The 20,784-nt window shown below is 32.5% G+C and carries 20 protein-coding genes; 19 read left to right on the top strand and 1 reads right to left on the bottom strand.

The window, feature by feature from the left end; genetic code table 11:
- Positions 1-35 precede the first annotated feature (35 nt).
- Positions 36-533, bottom strand: a complete 498-nt coding sequence (locus NYQ10_RS19245; protein ID WP_289877850.1) for a UpxY family transcription antiterminator — start codon at positions 531-533, stop codon at positions 36-38.
- Between the two features lie 602 nt (positions 534-1,135).
- Between NYQ10_RS19245 and NYQ10_RS19240 the strand changes: the two genes are divergently transcribed.
- From NYQ10_RS19240 to NYQ10_RS19150, 19 genes are all read left to right on the top strand, one after another.
- A complete protein-coding gene (locus NYQ10_RS19240; protein ID WP_184162518.1) occupies positions 1,136-1,570 on the top strand; it encodes an adenylyltransferase/cytidyltransferase family protein in 435 nt (144 codons plus the stop codon).
- A complete protein-coding gene (locus tag NYQ10_RS19235; RefSeq protein ID WP_289877848.1) occupies positions 1,560-2,561 on the top strand; it encodes a mannose-1-phosphate guanylyltransferase in 1,002 nt (333 codons plus the stop codon). Before NYQ10_RS19240 ends, NYQ10_RS19235 begins: the two co-directional genes overlap by 11 nt.
- A 22-nt stretch (positions 2,562-2,583) precedes the next feature.
- Entirely contained in the window at positions 2,584-3,537 is a 954-nt protein-coding gene (locus tag NYQ10_RS19230; protein ID WP_436836295.1) for a GDP-L-fucose synthase family protein, read from the top strand.
- Positions 3,538-3,632: 95 nt separating this feature from the next.
- Positions 3,633-4,757, top strand: a complete 1,125-nt coding sequence (gene gmd, locus NYQ10_RS19225) for a GDP-mannose 4,6-dehydratase (RefSeq protein WP_289877846.1) — start codon at positions 3,633-3,635, stop codon at positions 4,755-4,757.
- 50 nt (positions 4,758-4,807) lie between these two features.
- Positions 4,808-6,220: a UDP-glucose 6-dehydrogenase gene (locus NYQ10_RS19220; protein ID WP_289877845.1), complete on the top strand. Its 1,413-nt coding sequence runs from the start codon at positions 4,808-4,810 to the stop codon at positions 6,218-6,220.
- A gap of 29 nt (positions 6,221-6,249) precedes the next feature.
- Complete coding sequence (locus tag NYQ10_RS19215) at positions 6,250-7,566, top strand: polysaccharide biosynthesis protein (RefSeq protein WP_289877844.1); 1,317 nt, start codon at positions 6,250-6,252, stop codon at positions 7,564-7,566.
- Between the two features lie 33 nt (positions 7,567-7,599).
- Positions 7,600-8,580 (top strand): glycosyltransferase family 2 protein, encoded by a 981-nt coding sequence (locus tag NYQ10_RS19210; protein WP_289877843.1) that lies wholly within the window; start codon positions 7,600-7,602, stop codon positions 8,578-8,580.
- Positions 8,581-8,711: 131 nt separating this feature from the next.
- Positions 8,712-9,683, top strand: coding sequence for a hypothetical protein (locus NYQ10_RS19205; RefSeq protein WP_289877842.1), 972 nt, complete (start codon positions 8,712-8,714; stop codon positions 9,681-9,683).
- A gap of 19 nt (positions 9,684-9,702) precedes the next feature.
- Positions 9,703-10,782, top strand: a complete 1,080-nt coding sequence (locus NYQ10_RS19200; RefSeq protein ID WP_289877841.1) for a glycosyltransferase — start codon at positions 9,703-9,705, stop codon at positions 10,780-10,782.
- A complete protein-coding gene (locus NYQ10_RS19195; RefSeq protein WP_289877840.1) occupies positions 10,779-12,020 on the top strand; it encodes a glycosyltransferase family 4 protein in 1,242 nt (413 codons plus the stop codon). The genes NYQ10_RS19200 and NYQ10_RS19195 overlap by 4 nt, the downstream gene beginning before the upstream one ends.
- A gap of 6 nt (positions 12,021-12,026) precedes the next feature.
- Entirely contained in the window at positions 12,027-13,325 is a 1,299-nt protein-coding gene (locus NYQ10_RS19190; protein WP_289877838.1) for a hypothetical protein, read from the top strand.
- On the top strand, positions 13,322-14,494 hold the full coding sequence (locus tag NYQ10_RS19185) for a glycosyltransferase (RefSeq protein ID WP_289877837.1): 1,173 nt from the start codon (positions 13,322-13,324) through the stop codon (positions 14,492-14,494). Before NYQ10_RS19190 ends, NYQ10_RS19185 begins: the two co-directional genes overlap by 4 nt.
- Positions 14,491-15,564: a glycosyltransferase gene (locus NYQ10_RS19180; RefSeq protein ID WP_289877836.1), complete on the top strand. Its 1,074-nt coding sequence runs from the start codon at positions 14,491-14,493 to the stop codon at positions 15,562-15,564. Before NYQ10_RS19185 ends, NYQ10_RS19180 begins: the two co-directional genes overlap by 4 nt.
- Positions 15,565-15,566: 2 nt before the next feature.
- Positions 15,567-16,670, top strand: coding sequence for a glycosyltransferase family 4 protein (locus NYQ10_RS19175; RefSeq protein WP_289877835.1), 1,104 nt, complete (start codon positions 15,567-15,569; stop codon positions 16,668-16,670).
- Positions 16,663-17,223 (top strand): DapH/DapD/GlmU-related protein, encoded by a 561-nt coding sequence (locus tag NYQ10_RS19170; RefSeq protein ID WP_289877833.1) that lies wholly within the window; start codon positions 16,663-16,665, stop codon positions 17,221-17,223. Before NYQ10_RS19175 ends, NYQ10_RS19170 begins: the two co-directional genes overlap by 8 nt.
- Entirely contained in the window at positions 17,216-18,040 is an 825-nt protein-coding gene (locus tag NYQ10_RS19165; protein WP_289877832.1) for a glycosyltransferase family 2 protein, read from the top strand. Before NYQ10_RS19170 ends, NYQ10_RS19165 begins: the two co-directional genes overlap by 8 nt.
- 1 nt (position 18,041) lies before the next feature.
- Complete coding sequence (locus tag NYQ10_RS19160; protein WP_289877831.1) at positions 18,042-18,986, top strand: UDP-glucuronic acid decarboxylase family protein; 945 nt, start codon at positions 18,042-18,044, stop codon at positions 18,984-18,986.
- A 198-nt stretch (positions 18,987-19,184) separates the two neighbouring features.
- Positions 19,185-19,931: a glycosyltransferase family 2 protein gene (locus NYQ10_RS19155; RefSeq protein WP_289877830.1), complete on the top strand. Its 747-nt coding sequence runs from the start codon at positions 19,185-19,187 to the stop codon at positions 19,929-19,931.
- Between the two features lie 40 nt (positions 19,932-19,971).
- Positions 19,972-20,736 (top strand): polysaccharide biosynthesis/export family protein, encoded by a 765-nt coding sequence (locus NYQ10_RS19150; RefSeq protein WP_289877829.1) that lies wholly within the window; start codon positions 19,972-19,974, stop codon positions 20,734-20,736.
- The last annotated feature ends 48 nt before the right edge of the window (positions 20,737-20,784 follow it).

Below are 20,784 nucleotides of genomic sequence, written 5' to 3'. Positions count from 1 at the left end.
TATAAAAAAAAGAATGAAAAAGATTTATGATTCTTTTAAATCAGCTCTTTCTTTTCTGATTTATTATTTATGTTTTTTAATTTTAAAACATAACCTAGAGATTCTAAAATCAATACATAGTGTGTTTTCGTAATATCTTTTACGACAGCATTTTGATCACAAAAAGGTCCAGAATTTAAGTGTACCTTATCACCAATTTGATATTGCATAACAGATATTTCTTGAGAAGTATCTCCACTATCAAGCCACTCTTTAATAGTCGCAATTTCATGATCTTTTACGATTGCGTGTTTTCCTAACCAAAATAAATATCTTACCACGCCAGGAGAATCAAATATTAAATTTCTGTCTTTTTCTTGCAGTTGCACGAATATGTAGTTGTTGAATAACGGAACTTCAACCTTAACCTTTCTGTCTGATCTTTGCTGTATCTTTTTTATAACAGGACAATAACAGTTTATATTGAATTTGGTTAATTGTTCTGCGGCTCTTTTTTCCCATTTAGGTTTTGTGTACACTACATACCATTTCATATTCTGTAAAAATTTTAAATAGTTTTTTAATAGAAAATGTTGTTTTTAACTCTTTTTGTATTCTTTCAAATTTTTATAAAAACGATATTCTTTTATGTAACTGCTTTTTTAAAATACAAACATTTAGAAAAGAAATATTTCGCAATCGATGTAAATAAGAGTTTTTTATAAATTGTCAATATCTACAAGACTTTCGGTCTGTAAACTAAGTGGTAAATTTAAATCTAAGACACGAAAACAATAGATGAGTTTTATACTAAATTGTCCTTATTAAGGACATTTAGCAACAAAAATGAGATTTTCGATTAGCCCTATTATTATAATTTTATCTCAAATTATTATTGAGAATTAGTGCTATAATAATGACCAAAATTTCTTGTTTTTTTCTAGAAGTTTTAATCATTTTCAGTTAGTCAAAATCGATGATAATTTGATTTTTTTACCATTTATAATTTGATTTTTTGAGTAGTTATAATGTAACTATTCACGGGGAACCCTTTTTTAAAATTTAAAAAAAAGCCCTGTAAACATAATAAAATGGTTAATTTTACTAAGCATTCAACATTAACAAGCATATTTTTTTAATTTAAAACATTAAGCATATGAGAACCGGAATTACATTTAGTGCTTTTGATTTGTTACATGCAGGGCACGTTAAAATGCTTGAAGAAGCAAAACAACATTGTGATTACTTAATTGTTGGTTTGCAAACGGACCCAACATTAGATCGTCCGACCAAAAACAAACCAACTCAGACAGTTGTCGAAAGATACATACAGCTTAAGGCATGTAAGTTTGTTGATGAAATTGTACCTTATGCAACAGAACAAGATTTAGAGGACATTTTGAAAGCCTTTGCTATTGATGTGCGCATTTTAGGAGACGAATATAAAGAGAGAGATTTTACTGGCAGAACTTACTGCGAGGAAAAAGGAATTGAATTGTATTTTAATACTAGAGATCATCGATTTTCGAGTACTAATTTACGTCATGAAGTTTATCAAAGAGAGGTTTTAGTGCATTCGAATGGAAATTAATACCGTTACACATGTTATTTTAACTGGAGGAGTAGGAAGTAGATTATGGCCTCTCTCCAGAAAGACATTGCCTAAGCAATATCTTGAACTTTTTGACGGAGAGTCGCTTTTTGAAAAAACGGTGGCTCGTAATTTAAATATTTCTGATAAAACTATAGTAGTTGGCAATATTGAGAATTACAGAATGAGCAATGATATTATGTCTAAATTCGAGAAACCTTTTACTCATATTGTAGAAGCTCTTCCTCGTAATACTGCAGCGGCAATTGCATTTGCAGCCTTTGCATCAGAACCAGACGATATTTTATTAATTACTCCGTCTGATCATATTATCGATGGTAATGATTTGTACAGTAGTGCTCTGCGAAAAGCAATTGCACTTGCAAGTCAAGATTATTTAGTCACTTTTGGTATTAAACCAACTAAACCAGAAACTGGATATGGTTATATCGAATTTGAAGATGAAAATGTTATAGCATTTCATGAGAAACCAAATTTAACAACAGCATCATTATATCTGGAAAACGGAAATTATTTCTGGAACAGTGGACTATTTTGTTTCAAAGCTGGCAAGTTTTTAGCGGAGCTTGTTAGTCAGGAACCTGAAGTTTATTGGGCGTCAAAAACGGCTTGGGAAGGAAATAAAGACGGTTTTCTAGATTATGAATTGTCTTTAAATATACCATCAATAAGCATAGATTATGCTGTTATGGAAAGAAGCGACGCAATTAAAGTTGTTCCTGCACAATTTGAATGGTCTGATCTTGGTTCTTTTGAATCGGTTTATGATTATTTGGTTGAAAAAGGTCATCCAATAGATTCTAATAGAAATATTGTAATTGGAACTTCGATGCATACAACTTTTATAGGAGTAAAAAATTGTATTCTGATTTATACTGCCGATGCTTTGATGGTATTACAAAAGGAAAATTCTCAAGAAGTAAAACAGGTTTATCAGCAATTAGAATCTATCGATTCACCATTATTGTAATTGTAAATAATAAAAAAAAACAATGATTAATAAAAACGCGATAATATATATTGCTGGACATAAAGGGATGGTTGGAAGTGCCATTTGGAGAAGCTTAACTGCAAAAGGTTACAGCAATCTTGTTGGTGCATCTAGTAAAGAATTAGATTTGAGAGATCAAAATGCAGTTCGAGAATTTCTTCAAAAAATAAAGCCGGATGTAATTATAGACGCGGCTGCAAAAGTGGGAGGGATTCTGGCAAATAATGATTTTCCGTATCAATTTTTGATGGAAAATATGCAGATTCAAAACAATCTAATTAGTGAAGCTTACAATTTAGATGTAGATAAATTTATTTTTTTAGGAAGTTCTTGTATTTATCCAAAACTGGCTCCACAACCTTTAAAAGAGGATTATTTATTGACTGCTTCTTTAGAAAAAACTAATGAATGGTATGCTTTAGCTAAAATTACTGGTGTAAAATTATGCGAGGCTATTCGCAAACAGTACAATAAAGATTATGTGAGTTTAATGCCAACCAACTTATACGGTATTCATGACAATTTTGATTTAAGCAGTTCTCATGTTTTGCCAGCAATGATTCGCAAATTTCACGAAGCCAAAGAAAGCAATAATGCGTCGGTAATACTTTGGGGAAGCGGAACCCCAATGCGAGAATTTTTATTTGTTGACGATATGGCAGAAGCAGTAGTTTTTGCTTTAGAAAACAAATTGCCAGAGCATTTATATAATGTTGGAACTGGAGAAGATTTAACCATCAAAAAGTTAGCTTCGACAATACAGAAAATTGTCGGTCATACTGGAGAAATCATCTGGGATGACAGCAAGCCCGATGGAACGCCAAGAAAATTAATGGATGTTTCTAAGATGCATAATATCGGATGGAAACACCAAGTAGATTTGGAAGAAGGAATTCAAAAAACCTACAATTGGTTTCTGGAAAACATAGAAAGTTTAAAAGAAAAAAGTTACTAAGACGTAATCTATAAACTTAATTAAAGACTTTAAAATTAACATTTTATCAATTTTGCAACATTGCAGTATAATGCCTTTGTGCCTTAAATAATATTATGAATCCAATACGAAAAACAGCGTTTATAACAGGAGTGACAGGACAAGATGGAGCTTATTTAAGTGAATTTTTATTAGAAAAAGGTTATATCGTTCACGGATTAAAAAGACGTACATCATTGTTTAACACCGATAGAATTGATCATTTGTATCAAGATCCACATATAGAGAATAGAGATTTTATTCTTCATTATGGTGATATGAGTGATAGTACGAATTTAACTCGTTTAATTCAGGAAATTCAACCAGATGAAATCTATAATTTGGCTGCTATGAGTCACGTTGCAGTTTCTTTTGAAACTCCGGAATATACTGGAAACGTGGATGCATTAGGAACTTTAAGAATTCTTGATGCTGTTCGTTTGTTAGGTTTAGAAAAGAAAACTCGTATTTATCAGGCATCAACTTCAGAATTGTACGGGAAAGTTCAAGAAGTACCGCAATCAGAAACTACGCCTTTCTACCCAAGATCGCCTTATGCGGTTGCAAAAATGTATGCTTTTTGGATTACTGTAAATTATAGAGAAGCTTACGGTATGTACGCTTGTAATGGAATTTTATTTAATCACGAATCGCCAATTCGTGGAGAAACTTTCGTAACTCGAAAAATTACAAGAGCAACAGCAAGAATCGCTTTAGGATTGCAAGACAAATTATACTTAGGAAACCTGGATGCACAACGTGATTGGGGACATGCTAAAGATTATGTTAGAATGATGTGGATGATTCTTCAGGCAGATGAACCAGAAGATTTTGTAATTGCTACCGGAAAAACTACTCCAGTTCGTGAATTCGTACGAATGAGTTTTGCCGAAGTTGGTATTGAATTAGAATTTAAAGGAGAAGGTATTGAAGAAAAAGCTTTTGTTGTTTCTTGCAGTAATCCTGATTATCAATTGCCAATCGGGAAAGAAGTATTGGCTGTAGATCCGAATTATTTTAGACCTACAGAAGTTGATTTACTAATCGGAGATCCTACTAAAGCTAGAACAAAATTAGGCTGGGAATGCGAATATCAATTGTCTGAATTAGTTAAAGAAATGATGGAATCGGATATAAAGCTAATGAGAAAAGAACAGCTTTTGAGAGAATCTGGTTTTACGATTATGAATTATTTTGAATAATAAATTAGTAAAAGAAAACAAACATTTTTTGCCTCGTAAAAGATAATTAAATGAAAATCAAAAATATTTGTTGTTTAGGCGCAGGTTACGTAGGCGGTCCAACAATGTCTGTAATTGCATTAAAATGTCCTGAAATAAAAGTAACTGTAGTCGATTTAAACGAAAATCGAATTGCTGCTTGGAACGAAGAAGATTTAGATAAATTACCAGTTTATGAGCCAGGACTTGCCGAAGTTGTAAAAGAAGCAAGAGGACGTAATTTATTTTTTTCTACTGATGTTGATAGCGCAATCGAAGCTGCAGACATGATTTTTATAGCCGTAAATACTCCAACAAAAAATTACGGAGAAGGAAAAGGAATGGCTGCAGATCTAAAATTTGTCGAATTATGCGCAAGACAAATTGCCAGAATAGCTAAAAATGATAAAATTATAGTAGAAAAATCAACTCTTCCTGTTCGTACGGCTGAAACTTTACAAACTATTTTAGATCATACAGGAAACGGAGTTAAGTTTGAAGTGCTTTCTAATCCTGAATTTTTAGCAGAAGGAACAGCTATTGAAGATTTACTGAATGCTGATCGCGTTTTAATAGGTGGAAATCAAACTGAAAGCGGTAAAAAAGCGATTCAGGCTCTAGTTGATGTTTATTCACATTGGCTTTCTCCTAAACAGATCTTAACTACAAATGTTTGGTCTTCAGAATTATCTAAATTAACGGCTAATGCATTTTTGGCACAAAGAATTTCTTCAATTAATGCCTTATCCGCTTTATGTGAAGCGACAGAAGCTGATGTCGATGAGGTAGCCGCAGCAATTGGAACGGATAGTCGTATTGGACCTAAATTTCTTAAAGCATCAGTTGGTTTTGGAGGATCTTGTTTTCAAAAAGATATTTTAAACTTAGTGTATTTGTGCCGTTATTTTAATTTACCTGAAGTGGCAAATTATTGGGAACAGATAACAATTCTGAACGATTATCAGAAATACCGCTTTGCTAAGAAAATAATTACTTCTCTTTTTAATACTGTAAGCGGTAAAAAAATAACTTTTTTAGGGTGGGCGTTTAAAAAAGACACTAATGATACTCGTGAATCTGCAGCAATTTATGTAGCGGAACATTTAATTGAAGATGGCGCGGAAATTCATGTCTATGATCCTAAAGTTTCTGAAGAAAAAGTCAAAGCAGATATGAGCTATCTGTGGGAATTAAAGGGATTTACGGATCAAAAAATTGAATCGAAATTGAAACAGATCTTTGTATATAAATCACCAGAAGAAGCTGTACATCAAGCACACGCAATAGCTGTTTTGACCGAGTGGGACGAATTTAAAACATACGATTGGAATTCGATTTATATCAACATGTATAAACCAGCTTTTGTATTTGATGGGCGTAATATTCTGGATTCAGAAAAATTAAAAGCTATTGGTTTCCAAATAAAAGGAATTGGAAAAGGCTAAAATTTTTCATTTGAAAAAAGAATAAGTTTTTGAACGTTATTAAATCTACTTTCTTGAAAGATACTTTGATTAAATTAAAACAGCATCCCAAGTATGAAACAATCATTAGTTGGGGAAAATTGATTTCTATTACAGGAAGCGCACAAATTCTTATACAAGCTTTAGGATTTGCTTCGGGAATATTAGTAATACGCTTACTTCCTGTAGAAGAATATGCTTTATATACTCTAGCTAATACGATGTTAGGAACGATGACTATTTTGGCAGATGGAGGAATTTCTACAGGTATTATGTCGCAAGGAGCAAAGGTGTGGCAAGACAAAGAAAAATTAGGTGCCGTTCTTGCAACTGGACTTTATTTGCGCCGTAAGTTTGCCGTTGGCAGTTTACTAGTAGCTACACCAGTTTTGATGTATTTATTACTTCATAATAATGCTTCTTGGTTGACTACATTACTTATTGTTGGTGCTTTGATTCCTGCATTCTTTGCAGCTTTATCAGATTCTCTTTTAGAAATTGTTCCTAAACTTCATCAAGATATTGTATCGTTACAAAAAAATCAGGTTTCAGTTGGTATTGTGAGGTTTTTGTTTCTTGGATTAACAATGTTTATTTTTCCTTGGGCGTTTATTGCTTTATTGGCTAACGGAATACCTCGTGTAATTGGTAACGTTAAATTGCGAAAAATAGCAGATAAGTTTGCAGACAAAACACAAAAATCTGATCCTGCTGTTGAAAAGGAAGTAATGCAAATTGTAAAAAAAATTCTTCCAGGAGCTATTTATTTTTGTATTTCAGGACAAATTACAATTTGGTTAATTTCTGTTTTTGGAAATACAACAGCTGTTGCACAATTAGGAGCTTTAGGCAGATTAGCGGTTCTATTAAATATTGTTAGTGTACTAATAAATACATTAATCGTTCCTCGATTTGCAAGATTAGCACCAAAAAGAAATGACTTGCTAAAAAAAGTATTATACACAATTTGTTTGATTCTTTTGCTTAGTGGCATTTTACTTTTATTGGTCGCAATATTTCCAGAACAAATACTTATGGTTTTAGGAAAATCCTATAAAGGTTTATCTTATGAGATGATATTGAGTGTTTTAATTGGCTGTGTTAATTTAGGTATTAGCATTTTTATATCTTTTTCTTCTTCTAGAGGTTGGGTTATCAATCCGATATTAACTATGGTTTTTAATATTTTCGGTACAGTTTTTCCTCTTTTTTTTGTTGATGTTTCGACTATTAACGGAGTATTGATGCTAAGTTTATTTAGTTCTCTATGGGGGCTTGTAATTTATGGAACATTTACTTTTCTAAAAATATTTAAACTAGATAATTAAGTTCATTAATATTTCTCTTAAATAAAAACTATTATGAAAGCACCAACATATACAATTGCTATTCCGGTTTACATGAGAATTCTTGGATTTAAGAACGCTTTAGAATCGGCACTATTAGTAGATGGAGTTACAGAAATATTAGTTGTTGATGATAATTCAAATCATGACGAGTTTGAGAGAATCTGTAATTCATTTAATGATGATAGAATAAAGTATTTTAAAAATAAAGAAAATGCTGGGCTTTTTGCTAATTGGAACAAGTGCATTCAAAAAGCAACCGGTGATTTTGTTTCTATTTTATGCAGTGATGATTTAATAGAGCCAAATGCATATAAACTATTTGAAGAGGCGTATAATAAAAAGAATAATATTGATGTCTTTTTTGGTTCGTTTGCAACTTTTTCAAATGATAAAAAAGATGCAATCTATTATCGTCATTTCAAACCAGGACCGATGAAAGGAAAGGAATTATTGCAAGATGCGATTTTGAATGGTCCACGTTTTCCTGTACTAACTATTACAAGAAGAAGCACACTACTAAAATATCCATTCGTTTCGAGTCCTCATAGCGGTAATGATTGGCTCTGGATCTATTCTAATGCAATGAATTTTAATTTATACGCTACAAAAGAAACAATAAATTATTGGAGAAGACACCCTGATCAAGATGCAGTAAAATCACAATCGATAACTACAGATTGTTGGCCTTTGATGTTTCAATCAGCTCAAGAGAAATTATTTTCAATAGACAAATCACTTTCAAATAAAGCTTTTAAAAGATCAAAAGGAGTTATTTTAACTTGGTTGATTAATGATTTTAAAGATAGAGAAGGATATTTTAAACGTTTATTAGGTGAGGAAGCCAACTCTAATCTGTTTCTTAAGGAATCGATGAAAATAATTGATAAAGATTGGTTGCTAAAAAAAATGTTATACTCAAAAAAGCCCTCTTCTATATATTATAATGTGGGCAGACTAGCTAGAAAAATTGGTTATTATCCTACTTCAGTATAAGAAAATATAAATTAAAAACTATTGAGTTATAATCTTAATTAGAGCAATAGTTTTAGTATCAAATTAATAAATACTGACAATTCATTTTTAGGCAGAACCCTGCCAGTTTCATAAAAAAAAGAGCATAAAATATGATTTCATCTGTTTGCACATTATTTGAAGGACATTACCATTATGGGGTAGCGGCACTTTCGAATTCATTATATAACAAAGGATTTCGAGGTACTATTTATGTTGGTTATCGAGGAGTATTGCCTAGCTGGGCATTAGAAGGCAAAAAAGAAACTATTGGTAAATGGAATGAAGCCATTATTTTAAATCCTATTGAAGGTATTCAACTTATTTTTTTAGAATTAACTACAGGATATAGCTTAACAAATTACAAGCCTGATTTTATGTTGGAATTGTGGGAAGGTCCAGCAAAGGATGCAGAAGCACTTTTTTATTTTGATCCAGATATTGTTGTAATTGATTCTTGGGCTTGTTTTGAACAATGGGCTAATTGCGGTGTCGCAGTTTGTGAAGATATTAATTCGCCATTGCAAGAATTTCACCCGCGCAGACAAGGTTGGAGAAACTATTTTAAAAATTATAATATTGACCTGACGTACAAAAATCAAATTTATGTAAATGGCGGTTTTGTTGGCGTTGTCAAAAAAAATATAGCATTCTTACACTTATGGGTTAAACTGCAAGAAAGTATGGGAGATGCAATAGGCGGACTGGATAAATCTATTTTCTTAAATCAAACTCATAATTCAACCATTGTAAAAATGGAAGGTTTTCAGTTTTTTGATAAATCAGATCAAGATGCATTAAATGCGACTATTGAAGCTTACAATCGTCCTGTAAGTTATGTCGGAAAAGACGGAATGGGGTTCGTTTCTGGAGAAGCAATCATGTTTCATGCATTAGGAAGTCTAAAACCTTGGAAAGTAAATCATTTTGCGAGACTTTTTAACGGAAGAATTCCTAGAAAGGAAGATGTTGCTTATTGGAGAAATAGTAAAAGTCCGATTTCGGCACATTCTAAGACCAAAATACGCAAAAAGCAATTGGCAATCAATATGAGTAAATTTTTAGGAAGATTTTATAAAGTTTAATTTTTACGTACACAATACTATGGACATTCTCTTTATTTGTGGCTCTGCCGAAATTGGAAATGATGGCGTAGGCGACTATACTCGTCGACTATGCGGCAAACTTATAAAGTCAGGTCATAAGGCGCAAATTTTAGCTTTATGTGACCAGATTATTTATTACAGTACAGAAAGTCAGGTTGTTGAAGATACTCCCGTGACGGTACACAGAATTCCAGCTTCTACTGCCAATAAGCAACGTTTAATTTGGTTGCAAGCCATTTTAAAAGATTTTGAACCTGATTGGATTTCATTACAATATGTTCCTTACAGTTTTAATCCAAAAGGATTACCATTTTGGTTGCCTTCTTATTTAAAAAAAATTAGAGGAAATCATAAATGGCATATTATGTTTCATGAATTATGGCTCGGCATAGATGCAGAATCTTCTTTAAAACATAAATGTATTGGTAGATTACAGCAATTAATAGCAAAAAAAATAATTCAAAATACTAAAACGCATTTTGTTAATACACAAAATAAATTATATCAATTCTTTCTTCAGTCTCAGAATATTAATGCAGAAATTTTACCAATTTGTGGTAACATTCCGCTAACGGCTATAAAAAAAGATGCTAGAGAATTTGAACAGTTTGTTTTATTCGGAACGATTCATAATGGAGCTCCTTTTGAAGATTTTATTGAAGATTTAATGAATAATTCTGGGCAATTTAATAAACCTATAAAATTTGTTTTCATTGGTAAAAATGGCCCTGAGTTGGCTCATTATACAATGGTATTGGAGAGTTATAATATTCGTTACGAAGTTTTAGGTATTCAGCCAGAATATGTGATATCTCAGGTATTGAGTAATAGTGATTTCGGGATTTCTACAACTCCTTATTATCAGAGTGAAAAAAGTGGTGTTTTTGCTGCATATAAAGAACATCAAATAAATGCTATTTGCGTGTCTAGAGATTGGACACCTACAAAAGGGCAGTATAATATTCCAAACATTATTAAGTACGAAAGAAATAATTTGCAATTAAATCCAATACCAGTTCAAGGTTTTGATTTGAATAGCGTTGCAAATCAGTTTATAAAATCAATATCCATCTCATGAAAATTCTTATTTCCCATCCTTCAGGAAATAGTAATGTACGTGCTATTGCAAAAGGGTTTCTAACTCAAGGATTATTATATCAATTTCATACATCTATAGCGGTATTTCCGAATAATTTCTGGCATAAAATAGCAAATTTTAAAGGTTTAGGCGATATCAAAAGACGTTCTTATGATTCTGGTTTGCAGAGCTATACAGAAGTTTACCCGATAAATGAATTGGGTAGAATGATTGCTTCAAAATTAAGTTTGCATTCTTTAACAAAAGCAGAAACAGGTATTTTCTGTGTAGATAGAGTGTATCAAAATTTGGATAGAAAAATTTCAAGAAAACTTCAAAGCGCAAAAAAAAATGGTTTAACAGCTGTTTATGCGTATGAAGATGGAGCATTAGAAACTTTTAAAGCGGCAAAGAAATTAGGGCTAGAATGTATTTATGATTTGCCAATTGCCTATCATACTCTTCTGCAAGAATTGCTGCATGAAGAAGCTCTAAGAAAACCTAATTGGGCATTTACATTAGGCGGAGGAATTAATGATAGTAATCAAAAATTAGAAAGAAAAAGAAAAGAATTAGAACTAGCTGATACCATTGTAGTTGCAAGTGATTTTGTTAGAGAATCATTACCAGAATGGGCAAAAGACAAAAAAGTTATTCAATCTCCTTTCGGTACGCCTTTTTCTTCCAACCAATTTGATTTACAAGAAAAGAATACCAACAAAAGGTTAAGAGTTTTATTTGTTGGTTCCATGACACAACGTAAAGGATTAGGCGATTTATTTGATGCTATAAAACTAGTAGATTCTTCAAAAGTCGAATTGGTTGTTTTGGGTTCTTTAGCTGCGCCACTTTCTTTTTATAGTGATCAGGTACAATTTACTTATGAACCTACAAGATCGCATGACAAAGTATTAGAATTGATGAGAAGTTGCGATGTTTTTTGCCTTCCATCTATTGTAGAGGGTAGAGCTTTGGTTATTCAAGAAGCTATGAGTCAGGGTTTGCCAATAATTATTACGCCCAATACAGGAGCAGAAGATTTAGTTGAAGCAGAAGAAACGGGTTTTTTGGTTCCAATTAGAAATCCTGAAGCCATTTCAGAAAAAATAAATTGGTTTTTAGATAATAGAAGCAAAATTTTTCAAATGGGGAAAAAAGCAAAACAACTTGCTGATACTTACAGCTGGGATAACTATGCAAGTAAAATCTGTAATGTACTAAATTCTAAAAGTAATTAAATTTAAATGAAAGAAAATATTACTGATATTGAAAAATTTAATTCGATAAAAATAGCAATTTGGCTGTATTTTTTCTTATGGATTTTTGAAGGTGCTTTGCGTAAATGGGTTTTGCCAAGTTTGGCAACACCATTACTAATTGTGCGAGATCCTATTGCAATTTTCATCATCATTAAAGCAATTAGTTTAAATGTGAAATTCTTTAACGGATATGTAGTTTTTGCATACATTATTACACTTTTGGCTCTAATTGTTACGCTTACTTTTGGTCACGGTAATTTATTTGTCGGAATATATGGCGCTCGAATAATGCTGGTTCATTTTCCATTAATTTTTATTATCGGATCAATTTTTACCAAACAGGATGTTCTCAAGATGGGACATGCTTTGCTAGTCGCAAACATAATAATGACATTAATTGTCTATTTACAATTTATTAGCCCACAGACAGCCTTTATCAATAGAGGTTTAGGTGGAGAAGGAAGCGCTGGTTTTTCTGGTGCAATGGGATATTTCAGACCACCAGGAACTTTTTCTTTCATAACAGGATTGGCTTCCTTTTATATTATGGTTTCTGTTTATGTGTTTTATTTTTGGTTATCGAAAGAGCGTGTTTCTAAGATTCTATTGTATGCAAGTACGCTGGCTTTGATATTTAGTTTACCCTTAACAGTAAGTAGAACAGCCGTTGGAGGAGTTGCATTAGTAGGAGTTTTTGCTTTTATCGGTTCTGCGACAAGTGTGAAAAAATTACTGAAAGTGGCATTTACTATTTTGATACTATTCGTGTTATTTTTCATTTTACAAAATACTACAACAATTTTTAATTTAGGAACAGAAGTCTTTATGAGTAGAGTAGATACTGCCAGCGGTCAAAGCGGTGGTTTCGAACAATCTTTTTTCTCGAGAGTTGTGGGAGATTTTGTGAGACCAATAGCAAATTTACTAAAAATGCCCTTTTTTGTGGGTAAATTAGGAATGGGAACCAATGCGGGTGCACAAATGCTTTCAGGAAGTAATACTTTCTTAATTGCTGAAGATGAACTGGGTAGAGTAGGTGGTGAACAAGGACTTATTTTAGGTGGCGGACTTATTTTTTTAAGATTGGTTCTGGCAATTAGCTTATTTGTCAAGTCAATAAGATTACCGCAAGAAGATAGATTATTACCACTAACGTTTTGTGGTACAGCTTTATATTTAATTGTTCTCGGACAATGGGCTCAACCAAGTATGTTAGGCTGTGCTGTTCTTACGGTTGGTCTTTTAGTAGCAAGTTTAAAAATGAATTTGAGTCAAGATAGATGAAAATAGTATTATTTACTCATCCTTCTTTTTTAGGACACAAAAGCATGCCTCGATTTGCTCAAATGATAATTGCTGGGATGAAAGAAAAAGGGCATGAGCTAACAGTATGGAGCCCAAAAGCATTCTTTTTTAAACTTTCGTTTAAGAAACCGTTTCTTGAAAAATGGCTTGGTTATCTGGATCAGTATATTGTTTTTCCAATCCAAGTAAAATTCAGATTACTTAATTATAATAAAGAAACACTTTTTGTTTTTTCTGATAATGCGCTAGGTCCTTGGGTTCCATTAGTAAAAAAAAGATTTCATGTAGTGCATTGCCATGACTTTTTAGCCCAACAATCGGCTTTTGGTTTATTGCAAGAAAATAAAACAGGATTAAGCGGAAAGTATTACCAAAAGTTTATTTTTTTAGGTTATAGTAAAGCGAAAAATTTTATATCGATTTCTAAAAAAACTCAAATTGATCTGCATTCTTTATTAAACAGAAAACCCGTAGTTTCTAAAGTAGTCTACAACGGTATGAATCAGAATTTTGAACCCGCAAAAGATTGTTCATTTATTAGAGAAAAATTGTCCCAAAAACATAACATCGATTTATCTAAAGGATATGTTTTGCATGTTGGCGGTAATGCTTTTTATAAAAACAAATTAGGAGTTTTACAAATTTACGATCAATGGGCTAACGATTTTAAAATAGAATTGCCCTTGATTTTGGCTGGAGAAAATCCGACTGAAGAGATGATTGCTTTTAAGGAAAATTCGATCGCTTCAGAATCAATTTATTTTATAAATAATATTGACGATGTACAATTGCAACAGTTTTATCAAGGTGCTTCTGTAATGCTTTTTCCTTCTTTATATGAAGGTTTTGGATGGCCAATCGTAGAAGCAATGGCTTCTGGCACTTTGGTTATTACAACAAATGAAGATCCGATGAAAGAAGTTGCATCAGATGCAGGTTTTTATATTCCAAAAAAACCTAGTGATTCAGAAAAATTATTAGAGTGGAAATTGATTGCTGCTAAAGAATTAGAAAGAATAATTCAGTTTAGTCCAGAAGAACGTAAAGATGCTGTATCAAAATCAATTTTGCGCTCAAAAGAGTTTTCTGCTCAAGGTTTCGTCAATTCGATCGAAACCATTTATAAAGAAATTTTACAAGATATATGAAAGTAATTCATTACATAGCCAGTATTGATAAGAGCGGCGGAGGAACAACAGAATATATTCGTTTGTTAAGTAAAGAGCTAAAAGAGGATACCACTTTTAGTATTGCAACAGGCGTTTCTAAAGATCCAATTTCGATAGAAGGAGTTCCTGTGAAATTTTTTAATAATAAAATATCTCGCTGGTTTTCTTTAATTAATGAGTATCGCATTTTTTTGAAAAATGAAGCTCCAGATATTGTTCACATTAATGGTATTTGGACTCCTCAAAATTGGGTTTTTCAAAATGAAGCTCAAAAATTAGGAATAAAAGTAATCGTATCTCCACATGGTATGCTAGAGCCTTGGATTATGGCTCATAATCCGATAAAGAAAAAAATAGCATTATTGTTATATCAAAAAACGGCTCTTAAGCGCTCAATATGTCTTCATGCAACAGCAAAAATGGAGGCGGAAAATATTCAGGCGCTGGGTTTTAAAAATCCAATTCACATTATTCCAAATGGAATTCACTTAAAAGATGTGAAAAAAATCAAGGAAAATTACGGAACTAAAAAAATGATATTCATGTCTCGAATCCATCCTAAAAAAGGAATCGAATTGCTTTTAGATGCTTGGCGTACAAGCAATACTGAAGACTGGACGCTTGAAATTGCTGGAAGTGGTGAACAAGAATATATAGAAAGTCTTCTGCAAAGTACTCAGGATTTAAAAAACGTACATTTTGTTGGAGCAAAATATGGCGAAGAAAAATGGGATTTTCTTCGATCTGCAGATGTAATGGTTTTACCTACACATAGTGAAAATTTTGGAATTGTTGTAGCAGAAGCTCTTGCAGTTGCAGTTCCGGTAATTACAACTCACGGAACACCTTGGGAAGATTTAGAAATACATAAATGTGGCTGGTGGATCGATTTGTCGGTTGCAAATTTAGAAAAAGCATTATTTAAAGTTTTCAATTCACCTACAATGCTGTTAGAAATGATGGGGAAACATGGAAGAGATTTGGTCATTAGTAAATATGATATGAAAAACGTAGGTAAAAAAATGCTTGAATTGTATAAAACGGTTTAAAAATGAAAATTACGATAGTTCAAGGAGCTTTTATTCCAGTTCCTCCAATATTAGGAGGTGCAGTCGAAAAAATATACTACAAACTAGGACAAGAGTTTGTTAGTTTAGGTCATGAAGTTACGCATATTAGCAGGTCTTATCCATCATTTGAAAATGAAGAAACTATAAATGGAGTTTCACATATTCGTGTTAAAGGTTTTGCTACGCCAAAAAGTTTAATCGTTTTAAAATTTTACGATTTAATATACACTTTACGAACACTAAAACACATAGATAGTGATATTGTCGTATCGAATACTTTTTGGTTGCCTATTTTTTTTAGAAATAAAAGAAAAGGTAAAGTTTATGTAAGCGTAGAAAGAAGACCTAAATGGCAAATGAAATTGTACTCAAATGCTAGTAGGTTTAGAGCTTGTTCTCCAATGATTTTTGATTTAGTAAAAGAAAAACTTAAACCTAAAGATCATGATAAAATCTCTTACATTCCGAACCCTGTTCCTTTTCAATTAAAAGATTTTAAAACTGAAAAAAACAACAGCATTTTATTCGTTGGCCGTTTGGATAAAGAAAAAGGTGTTCATGTTTTAATTGACGCTTTCAACAGCATTCCAGAACATATTGCTCAAAATTGGACTTTAAATATTGTTGGTCCTTGGGATCCAGCAGAAGGCGGCGGCGGAGAAGCATATTATGAAAGTTTGAAAAGTAAAAAAGGGAATGTTAATTTTATTGGATCTGTTTACGATCAAGACGCCTTATCAAAATTCTACTTTGAATCTAAAATTTTTTGTTACCCTATACAAGATGGAACTGGAGATGCAGGCCCTGTAGCTCCAAGAGAAGCAATGTCTTACGGATGCGCAACAGTTCTCTCTAATCACGATTGTTTTAATGAATATGCACTTGATGATGTAAATTGTTTGAGATTTAATCAAAGCAACAGTAATCAAGTACAGGAACTTTCTCAACAACTTACGAGATTGATGACCGATACAGAACTTCGTGAAAAAATTTCTTTGAATGGGAGAAAAGTCTTTGATGATTTTTCTACAGTTAAAATTGCCAAAATGTTTATCGAGGATTTTCAATCAATATTAAATGGATAGCACTACAATAGAATACAGTCAGAATTCGCCTTATGATTCGCCGTGGACAATTTCAAAGCGAGTAAAAATGCTGCTTTGGGAATATGTTTGGTTACTATTTTGTGTTTGGACACCCAAACCTGCTAATGCCTGGAGATTGTTCTGGCTGAAATTATTTGGATGCAAAATTTATGGAAAACCATTTGTGCATCAAAGAGCGAGAATTCAGATTCCTTGGAATTTGATTTTACATGATCATGCTTGTCTAGGAGATAGAGCCAATGCTTATTCACTAGGAGTTATAGAAATATTCGAGCATGCCACAGTAGGTCAGGAAGTTTATCTATGCACGGGAACACATGCTTTTGATAATCCTGCTTTCAATTTGATTACAAAAAAAATAACGATAGAAAAAGGTGTTTTTATTGGGGTAAGAGCCATTATAATGCCAGGATTAACAATAGGAGAAAATGCTATTGTTGGTGCAGGAAGTTTGGTTACAAAAAACGTAGAAAAAAATACTATTGTAGGCGGAAATCCCGCTAAACTTATAAAATCTAGAAGCTTTGAATAAAATTCCAATTACCGTAGTCGTTTCTGTTAAAAACGAAGCACTTAATTTACCTTCTTGTTTGGATAAATTAAAACGATTTGATCAAATTATCGTGGTAGATTCTGGCAGCACTGATGATACTATAGCTATTGCAAAAGCAAAGGGAGCCGAAGTATTACAATTTGAATGGAATGGAAAATTTCCTAAAAAGCGTAATTGGACGCTTCAAAACGGAAATCTTCGCCATGAATGGATTTTGTTTTTGGATGCAGACGAATTTGTTACAGAAGCATTTGTTGATGAAGTGGCAATAAAAACCTTAGATCCAAATTATAACGGATTTACCATACAGTTTGAAAACTATTTTATGGGAAGAAAACTTAAATATGGTTACGGATTTCAAAAGTCGGCTCTTTTTAAGAAATCTAAAGGAGCTTACGAAAAAATCGAAGAAGATTTGTGGAGCCATTTGGATATGGAGGTTCATGAACATCCTATTATAGAAGGAAAAGTTGGTGTCATTAAATCTAAAGTTGTTCATAAAGACTTTAAAAACTTAGAACATTATATAGCCAAACACAATGCCTATTCTTCTTGGGAAGCACAACGTTATCTTCAATTAAAGAAATCTAAAAACGAACTTCTTTCATTTAACCAAAAGATTAAATACGGTCTTTTAAATACAGGTTTGCTTCCTGCGGTTTATTTTATTGGAGCCTATTTTTTAAAATTAGGATTTCTAGATGGTAAAGAAGGATTTTACTTGGCACGTTTTAAGTCACATTATTTTTTTCAAATTCAAACCAAAGTAAATTCAATAAAAAACAATATAAATTAATATGAAAAGAATATTAATAACTGGTGGAGCTGGATTTGTAGGTTCACATTTGTGCAAAAGATTACTAAACGAAGGAAATGAAGTAATTTGCTTAGATAACTATTTCACAGGAGCCAAATCTAATATCATAGAACTGTTGGATAACCCTTATTTTGAAATGGTTCGACACGATATAACAGAGCCATATTATGCTGAGGTTGATGAGATTTACAATCTTGCTTGTCCGGCATCTCCAGTTCATTACCAATATAATCCAATCAAAACAATAAAAACTTCTGTAATGGGAGCAATTAATGTTTTAGGATTGGCAAAACGTGTAAACGCGAAAGTTTTGCAAGCTAGTACAAGTGAAGTTTATGGAGATCCACTTGTACATCCTCAGCCAGAACATTATTGGGGACATGTAAACCCGATTGGTATTCGTTCTTGTTATGATGAAGGTAAACGTTGTGCCGAAACATTATTTATGGATTATCACAATCAAAATAAAGTGGCTATCAAAATCATCAGGATATTTAACACTTACGGTCCTAATATGAATCCTGCAGACGGACGAGTAGTTTCTAATTTTATCGTGCAGGCTTTGCAAGGAAAAGATATTACCATTTTTGGAGATGGACTGCAAACTCGCTCTTTTCAATACGTTGATGATTTAGTGGAAGGAATGGTTAGAATGATGAATTCTGATCCCGCTTTTCTTGGTCCGGTAAATTTGGGTAATCCAAATGAGTTTACAATGCTTGAACTTGCTCAAGCAGTTATTGAATTAACAAATTCTAAATCGAAAATCATTCATTTAGAACTTCCAAAAGACGATCCTAAGCAAAGACAGCCAGATATTACTTTGGCTAAAAGCAAATTAAGTGGTTGGGAACCTAAGATTCAATTGAAAGAAGGTTTAGTTACTACAATTAACTATTTCGACAAGTTATTGTTAAATCAATAAACTTCTTTCGACAAATTCGGAAGTATCACTTTATACTCTTTTCTTTTTTGCAATTTCCTTATTAAGGACATCAATAGTATAAAATTTGGGTTTTAACGAGGATTGTGGCGCTTCGTCGAGAAGTTTTTCTAGTGGCGTTCTTTTGTTTTAGTTTTACCTTGAAATTATGAAAAACATTTACTTTAAAATGTAATTATTATGAGAATCACTATTATCACAGTATGTTACAACAGGAAAGCGACTATAGAAAAAGCGATCAAAAGTGTGTTGTCTCAAAATTATCACGACATCGAATACATCATCATTGATGGCAATTCTAAAGACGGAACACAGAAGGTTATAGAATCTTACAAAGACAGAATAAGCCAGTATATTTCTGAACCAGATAAAGGTATGTATGATGCCATAAACAAAGGTTTGAAATTGGCAACTGGAGACGTAATTGGTTTAATGCATTCTGATGATGAATTCTACGATACAAAAGCCATTTCGAGAATTGCTGCTCGTTTTAATACAGATTCAAGTATTGAGGGCATTTATGGTGATGGAGTTTACGTAACCAATGATTCTGATGAACGTTTAGTTCGCGATAGAATTGGAGGCGTTTTTAGTCTTAAAAAAGTAAAAGGAGGCTGGTTGCCTTTGCATCCAACTGTTTACTTGAAGAAGAGTGTAATTGATAAACATGGGTTGTATAATCTTGATTTTAAAATAGCTTCAGATACAGAATTTTTACTTCGCTATTTATACAAGTATAAAATCAAAATGAGCTACATCGATAAGTATATCGTTAAAATGAGAATGGGAGGTATGAGTACGAGTTTTAAAACGGCATTAAAAGTTTTAAATGAAGACTACAGAATCTATAAATATCACGGATTAACAGCAGCACAAGCAGTATTTCTTAAAAAAGGTCTTGCTTTAAAACAGTACATCGTTCAATAATTCTAGAGTGATAAAAAATATTAATATATACACCGTTAACATGAAGAAATTTTTCTTTCCTTTTATTTTATCGCTATTAATGTTGGGGTCTTGTACTACCAGAAAACAAATGCTGTATTTGCAAGATTTGGATAGTTATGCAAATTCAACGCTAACTTATACATCGCCTAAAATTCAGCCTAACGATATCTTAAAAATTGACATTGGTGATCTTAACCCTGTTGTGGCGGCACCTTTTAACATGAGTGCAGGAGTTACAACCGCACAAAACTCAGTTGAAATGATGAAATTGTCAGGTTATTTGGTTAATCCGCAGGGAACTATTATGATGCCTATTCTTAATGAAGTTAAAGTTGGTGGATTAACGCCAGCTAACGCAGAAATTAAAATAAAAGAGCGTTTAATAAACGAGAATTACTTGGTAAATCCTACTGTACAGGTTCGAGTGCTTAATAACAAATTTACCATTTTAGGAGAGGTTAATGCACCAGGCGTAATTCCTTTTAGCGAAGAATCGATCAGTTTGCTAGATGCAATAGGAATGGCAAGAGATTTAACTTATTCAGCTATTCGAAAAGATATTAAACTGATTCGAGAAGTAGATGGAAAACGTTTAGTATATCATATTGATCTTACGACAGCTTCTTGGATGTCTAATCCAAATTTTAGAATCAGACAAAATGATGTAATTGTGGTAACTCCAAATAAACTAAAAGCTAATAGTGGAGGACTTATCAAAGATCCAATTCAATTGCTGGGAATTGTAGCGTCACTTTCGGCTTTGATTATTGTTATTGCCCAATAAAAAGGCAAGTGTTTAAAAAGATTATATAAGTATTTCAGAATTAGAATC

It is taken from the genome of Flavobacterium johnsoniae, from assembly GCF_030388325.1.
Classification (GTDB): Bacteria; Bacteroidota; Bacteroidia; order Flavobacteriales; family Flavobacteriaceae; genus Flavobacterium; species Flavobacterium johnsoniae_C.
The sequence above is the reverse complement of the archived record's forward strand: the minus strand, read 5'-3'. Positions and strand labels throughout refer to the sequence as shown.

Bases quoted from the DNA above. Each gene is read 5' to 3' on its own strand.
- NYQ10_RS19245 (WP_289877850.1), bottom strand. From the start codon at position 533: ATGAAATGGTATGTAGTGTACACAAAACCTAAATGGGAAAAAAGAGCC.
- NYQ10_RS19240 (WP_184162518.1), top strand. From the start codon at position 1,136: ATGAGAACCGGAATTACATTTAGTGCTTTTGATTTGTTACATGCAGGG.
- NYQ10_RS19235 (WP_289877848.1), top strand. From the start codon at position 1,560: ATGGAAATTAATACCGTTACACATGTTATTTTAACTGGAGGAGTAGGA.
- NYQ10_RS19230 (WP_436836295.1), top strand. From the start codon at position 2,584: ATGATTAATAAAAACGCGATAATATATATTGCTGGACATAAAGGGATG.
- gmd (WP_289877846.1), top strand. From the start codon at position 3,633: ATGAATCCAATACGAAAAACAGCGTTTATAACAGGAGTGACAGGACAA.
- NYQ10_RS19220 (WP_289877845.1), top strand. From the start codon at position 4,808: ATGAAAATCAAAAATATTTGTTGTTTAGGCGCAGGTTACGTAGGCGGT.
- NYQ10_RS19210 (WP_289877843.1), top strand. From the start codon at position 7,600: ATGAAAGCACCAACATATACAATTGCTATTCCGGTTTACATGAGAATT.
- NYQ10_RS19205 (WP_289877842.1), top strand. From the start codon at position 8,712: ATGATTTCATCTGTTTGCACATTATTTGAAGGACATTACCATTATGGG.
- NYQ10_RS19200 (WP_289877841.1), top strand. From the start codon at position 9,703: ATGGACATTCTCTTTATTTGTGGCTCTGCCGAAATTGGAAATGATGGC.
- NYQ10_RS19195 (WP_289877840.1), top strand. From the start codon at position 10,779: ATGAAAATTCTTATTTCCCATCCTTCAGGAAATAGTAATGTACGTGCT.
- NYQ10_RS19190 (WP_289877838.1), top strand. From the start codon at position 12,027: ATGAAAGAAAATATTACTGATATTGAAAAATTTAATTCGATAAAAATA.
- NYQ10_RS19185 (WP_289877837.1), top strand. From the start codon at position 13,322: ATGAAAATAGTATTATTTACTCATCCTTCTTTTTTAGGACACAAAAGC.
- NYQ10_RS19180 (WP_289877836.1), top strand. From the start codon at position 14,491: ATGAAAGTAATTCATTACATAGCCAGTATTGATAAGAGCGGCGGAGGA.
- NYQ10_RS19175 (WP_289877835.1), top strand. From the start codon at position 15,567: ATGAAAATTACGATAGTTCAAGGAGCTTTTATTCCAGTTCCTCCAATA.
- NYQ10_RS19170 (WP_289877833.1), top strand. From the start codon at position 16,663: ATGGATAGCACTACAATAGAATACAGTCAGAATTCGCCTTATGATTCG.
- NYQ10_RS19160 (WP_289877831.1), top strand. From the start codon at position 18,042: ATGAAAAGAATATTAATAACTGGTGGAGCTGGATTTGTAGGTTCACAT.
- NYQ10_RS19155 (WP_289877830.1), top strand. From the start codon at position 19,185: ATGAGAATCACTATTATCACAGTATGTTACAACAGGAAAGCGACTATA.
- NYQ10_RS19150 (WP_289877829.1), top strand. From the start codon at position 19,972: ATGAAGAAATTTTTCTTTCCTTTTATTTTATCGCTATTAATGTTGGGG.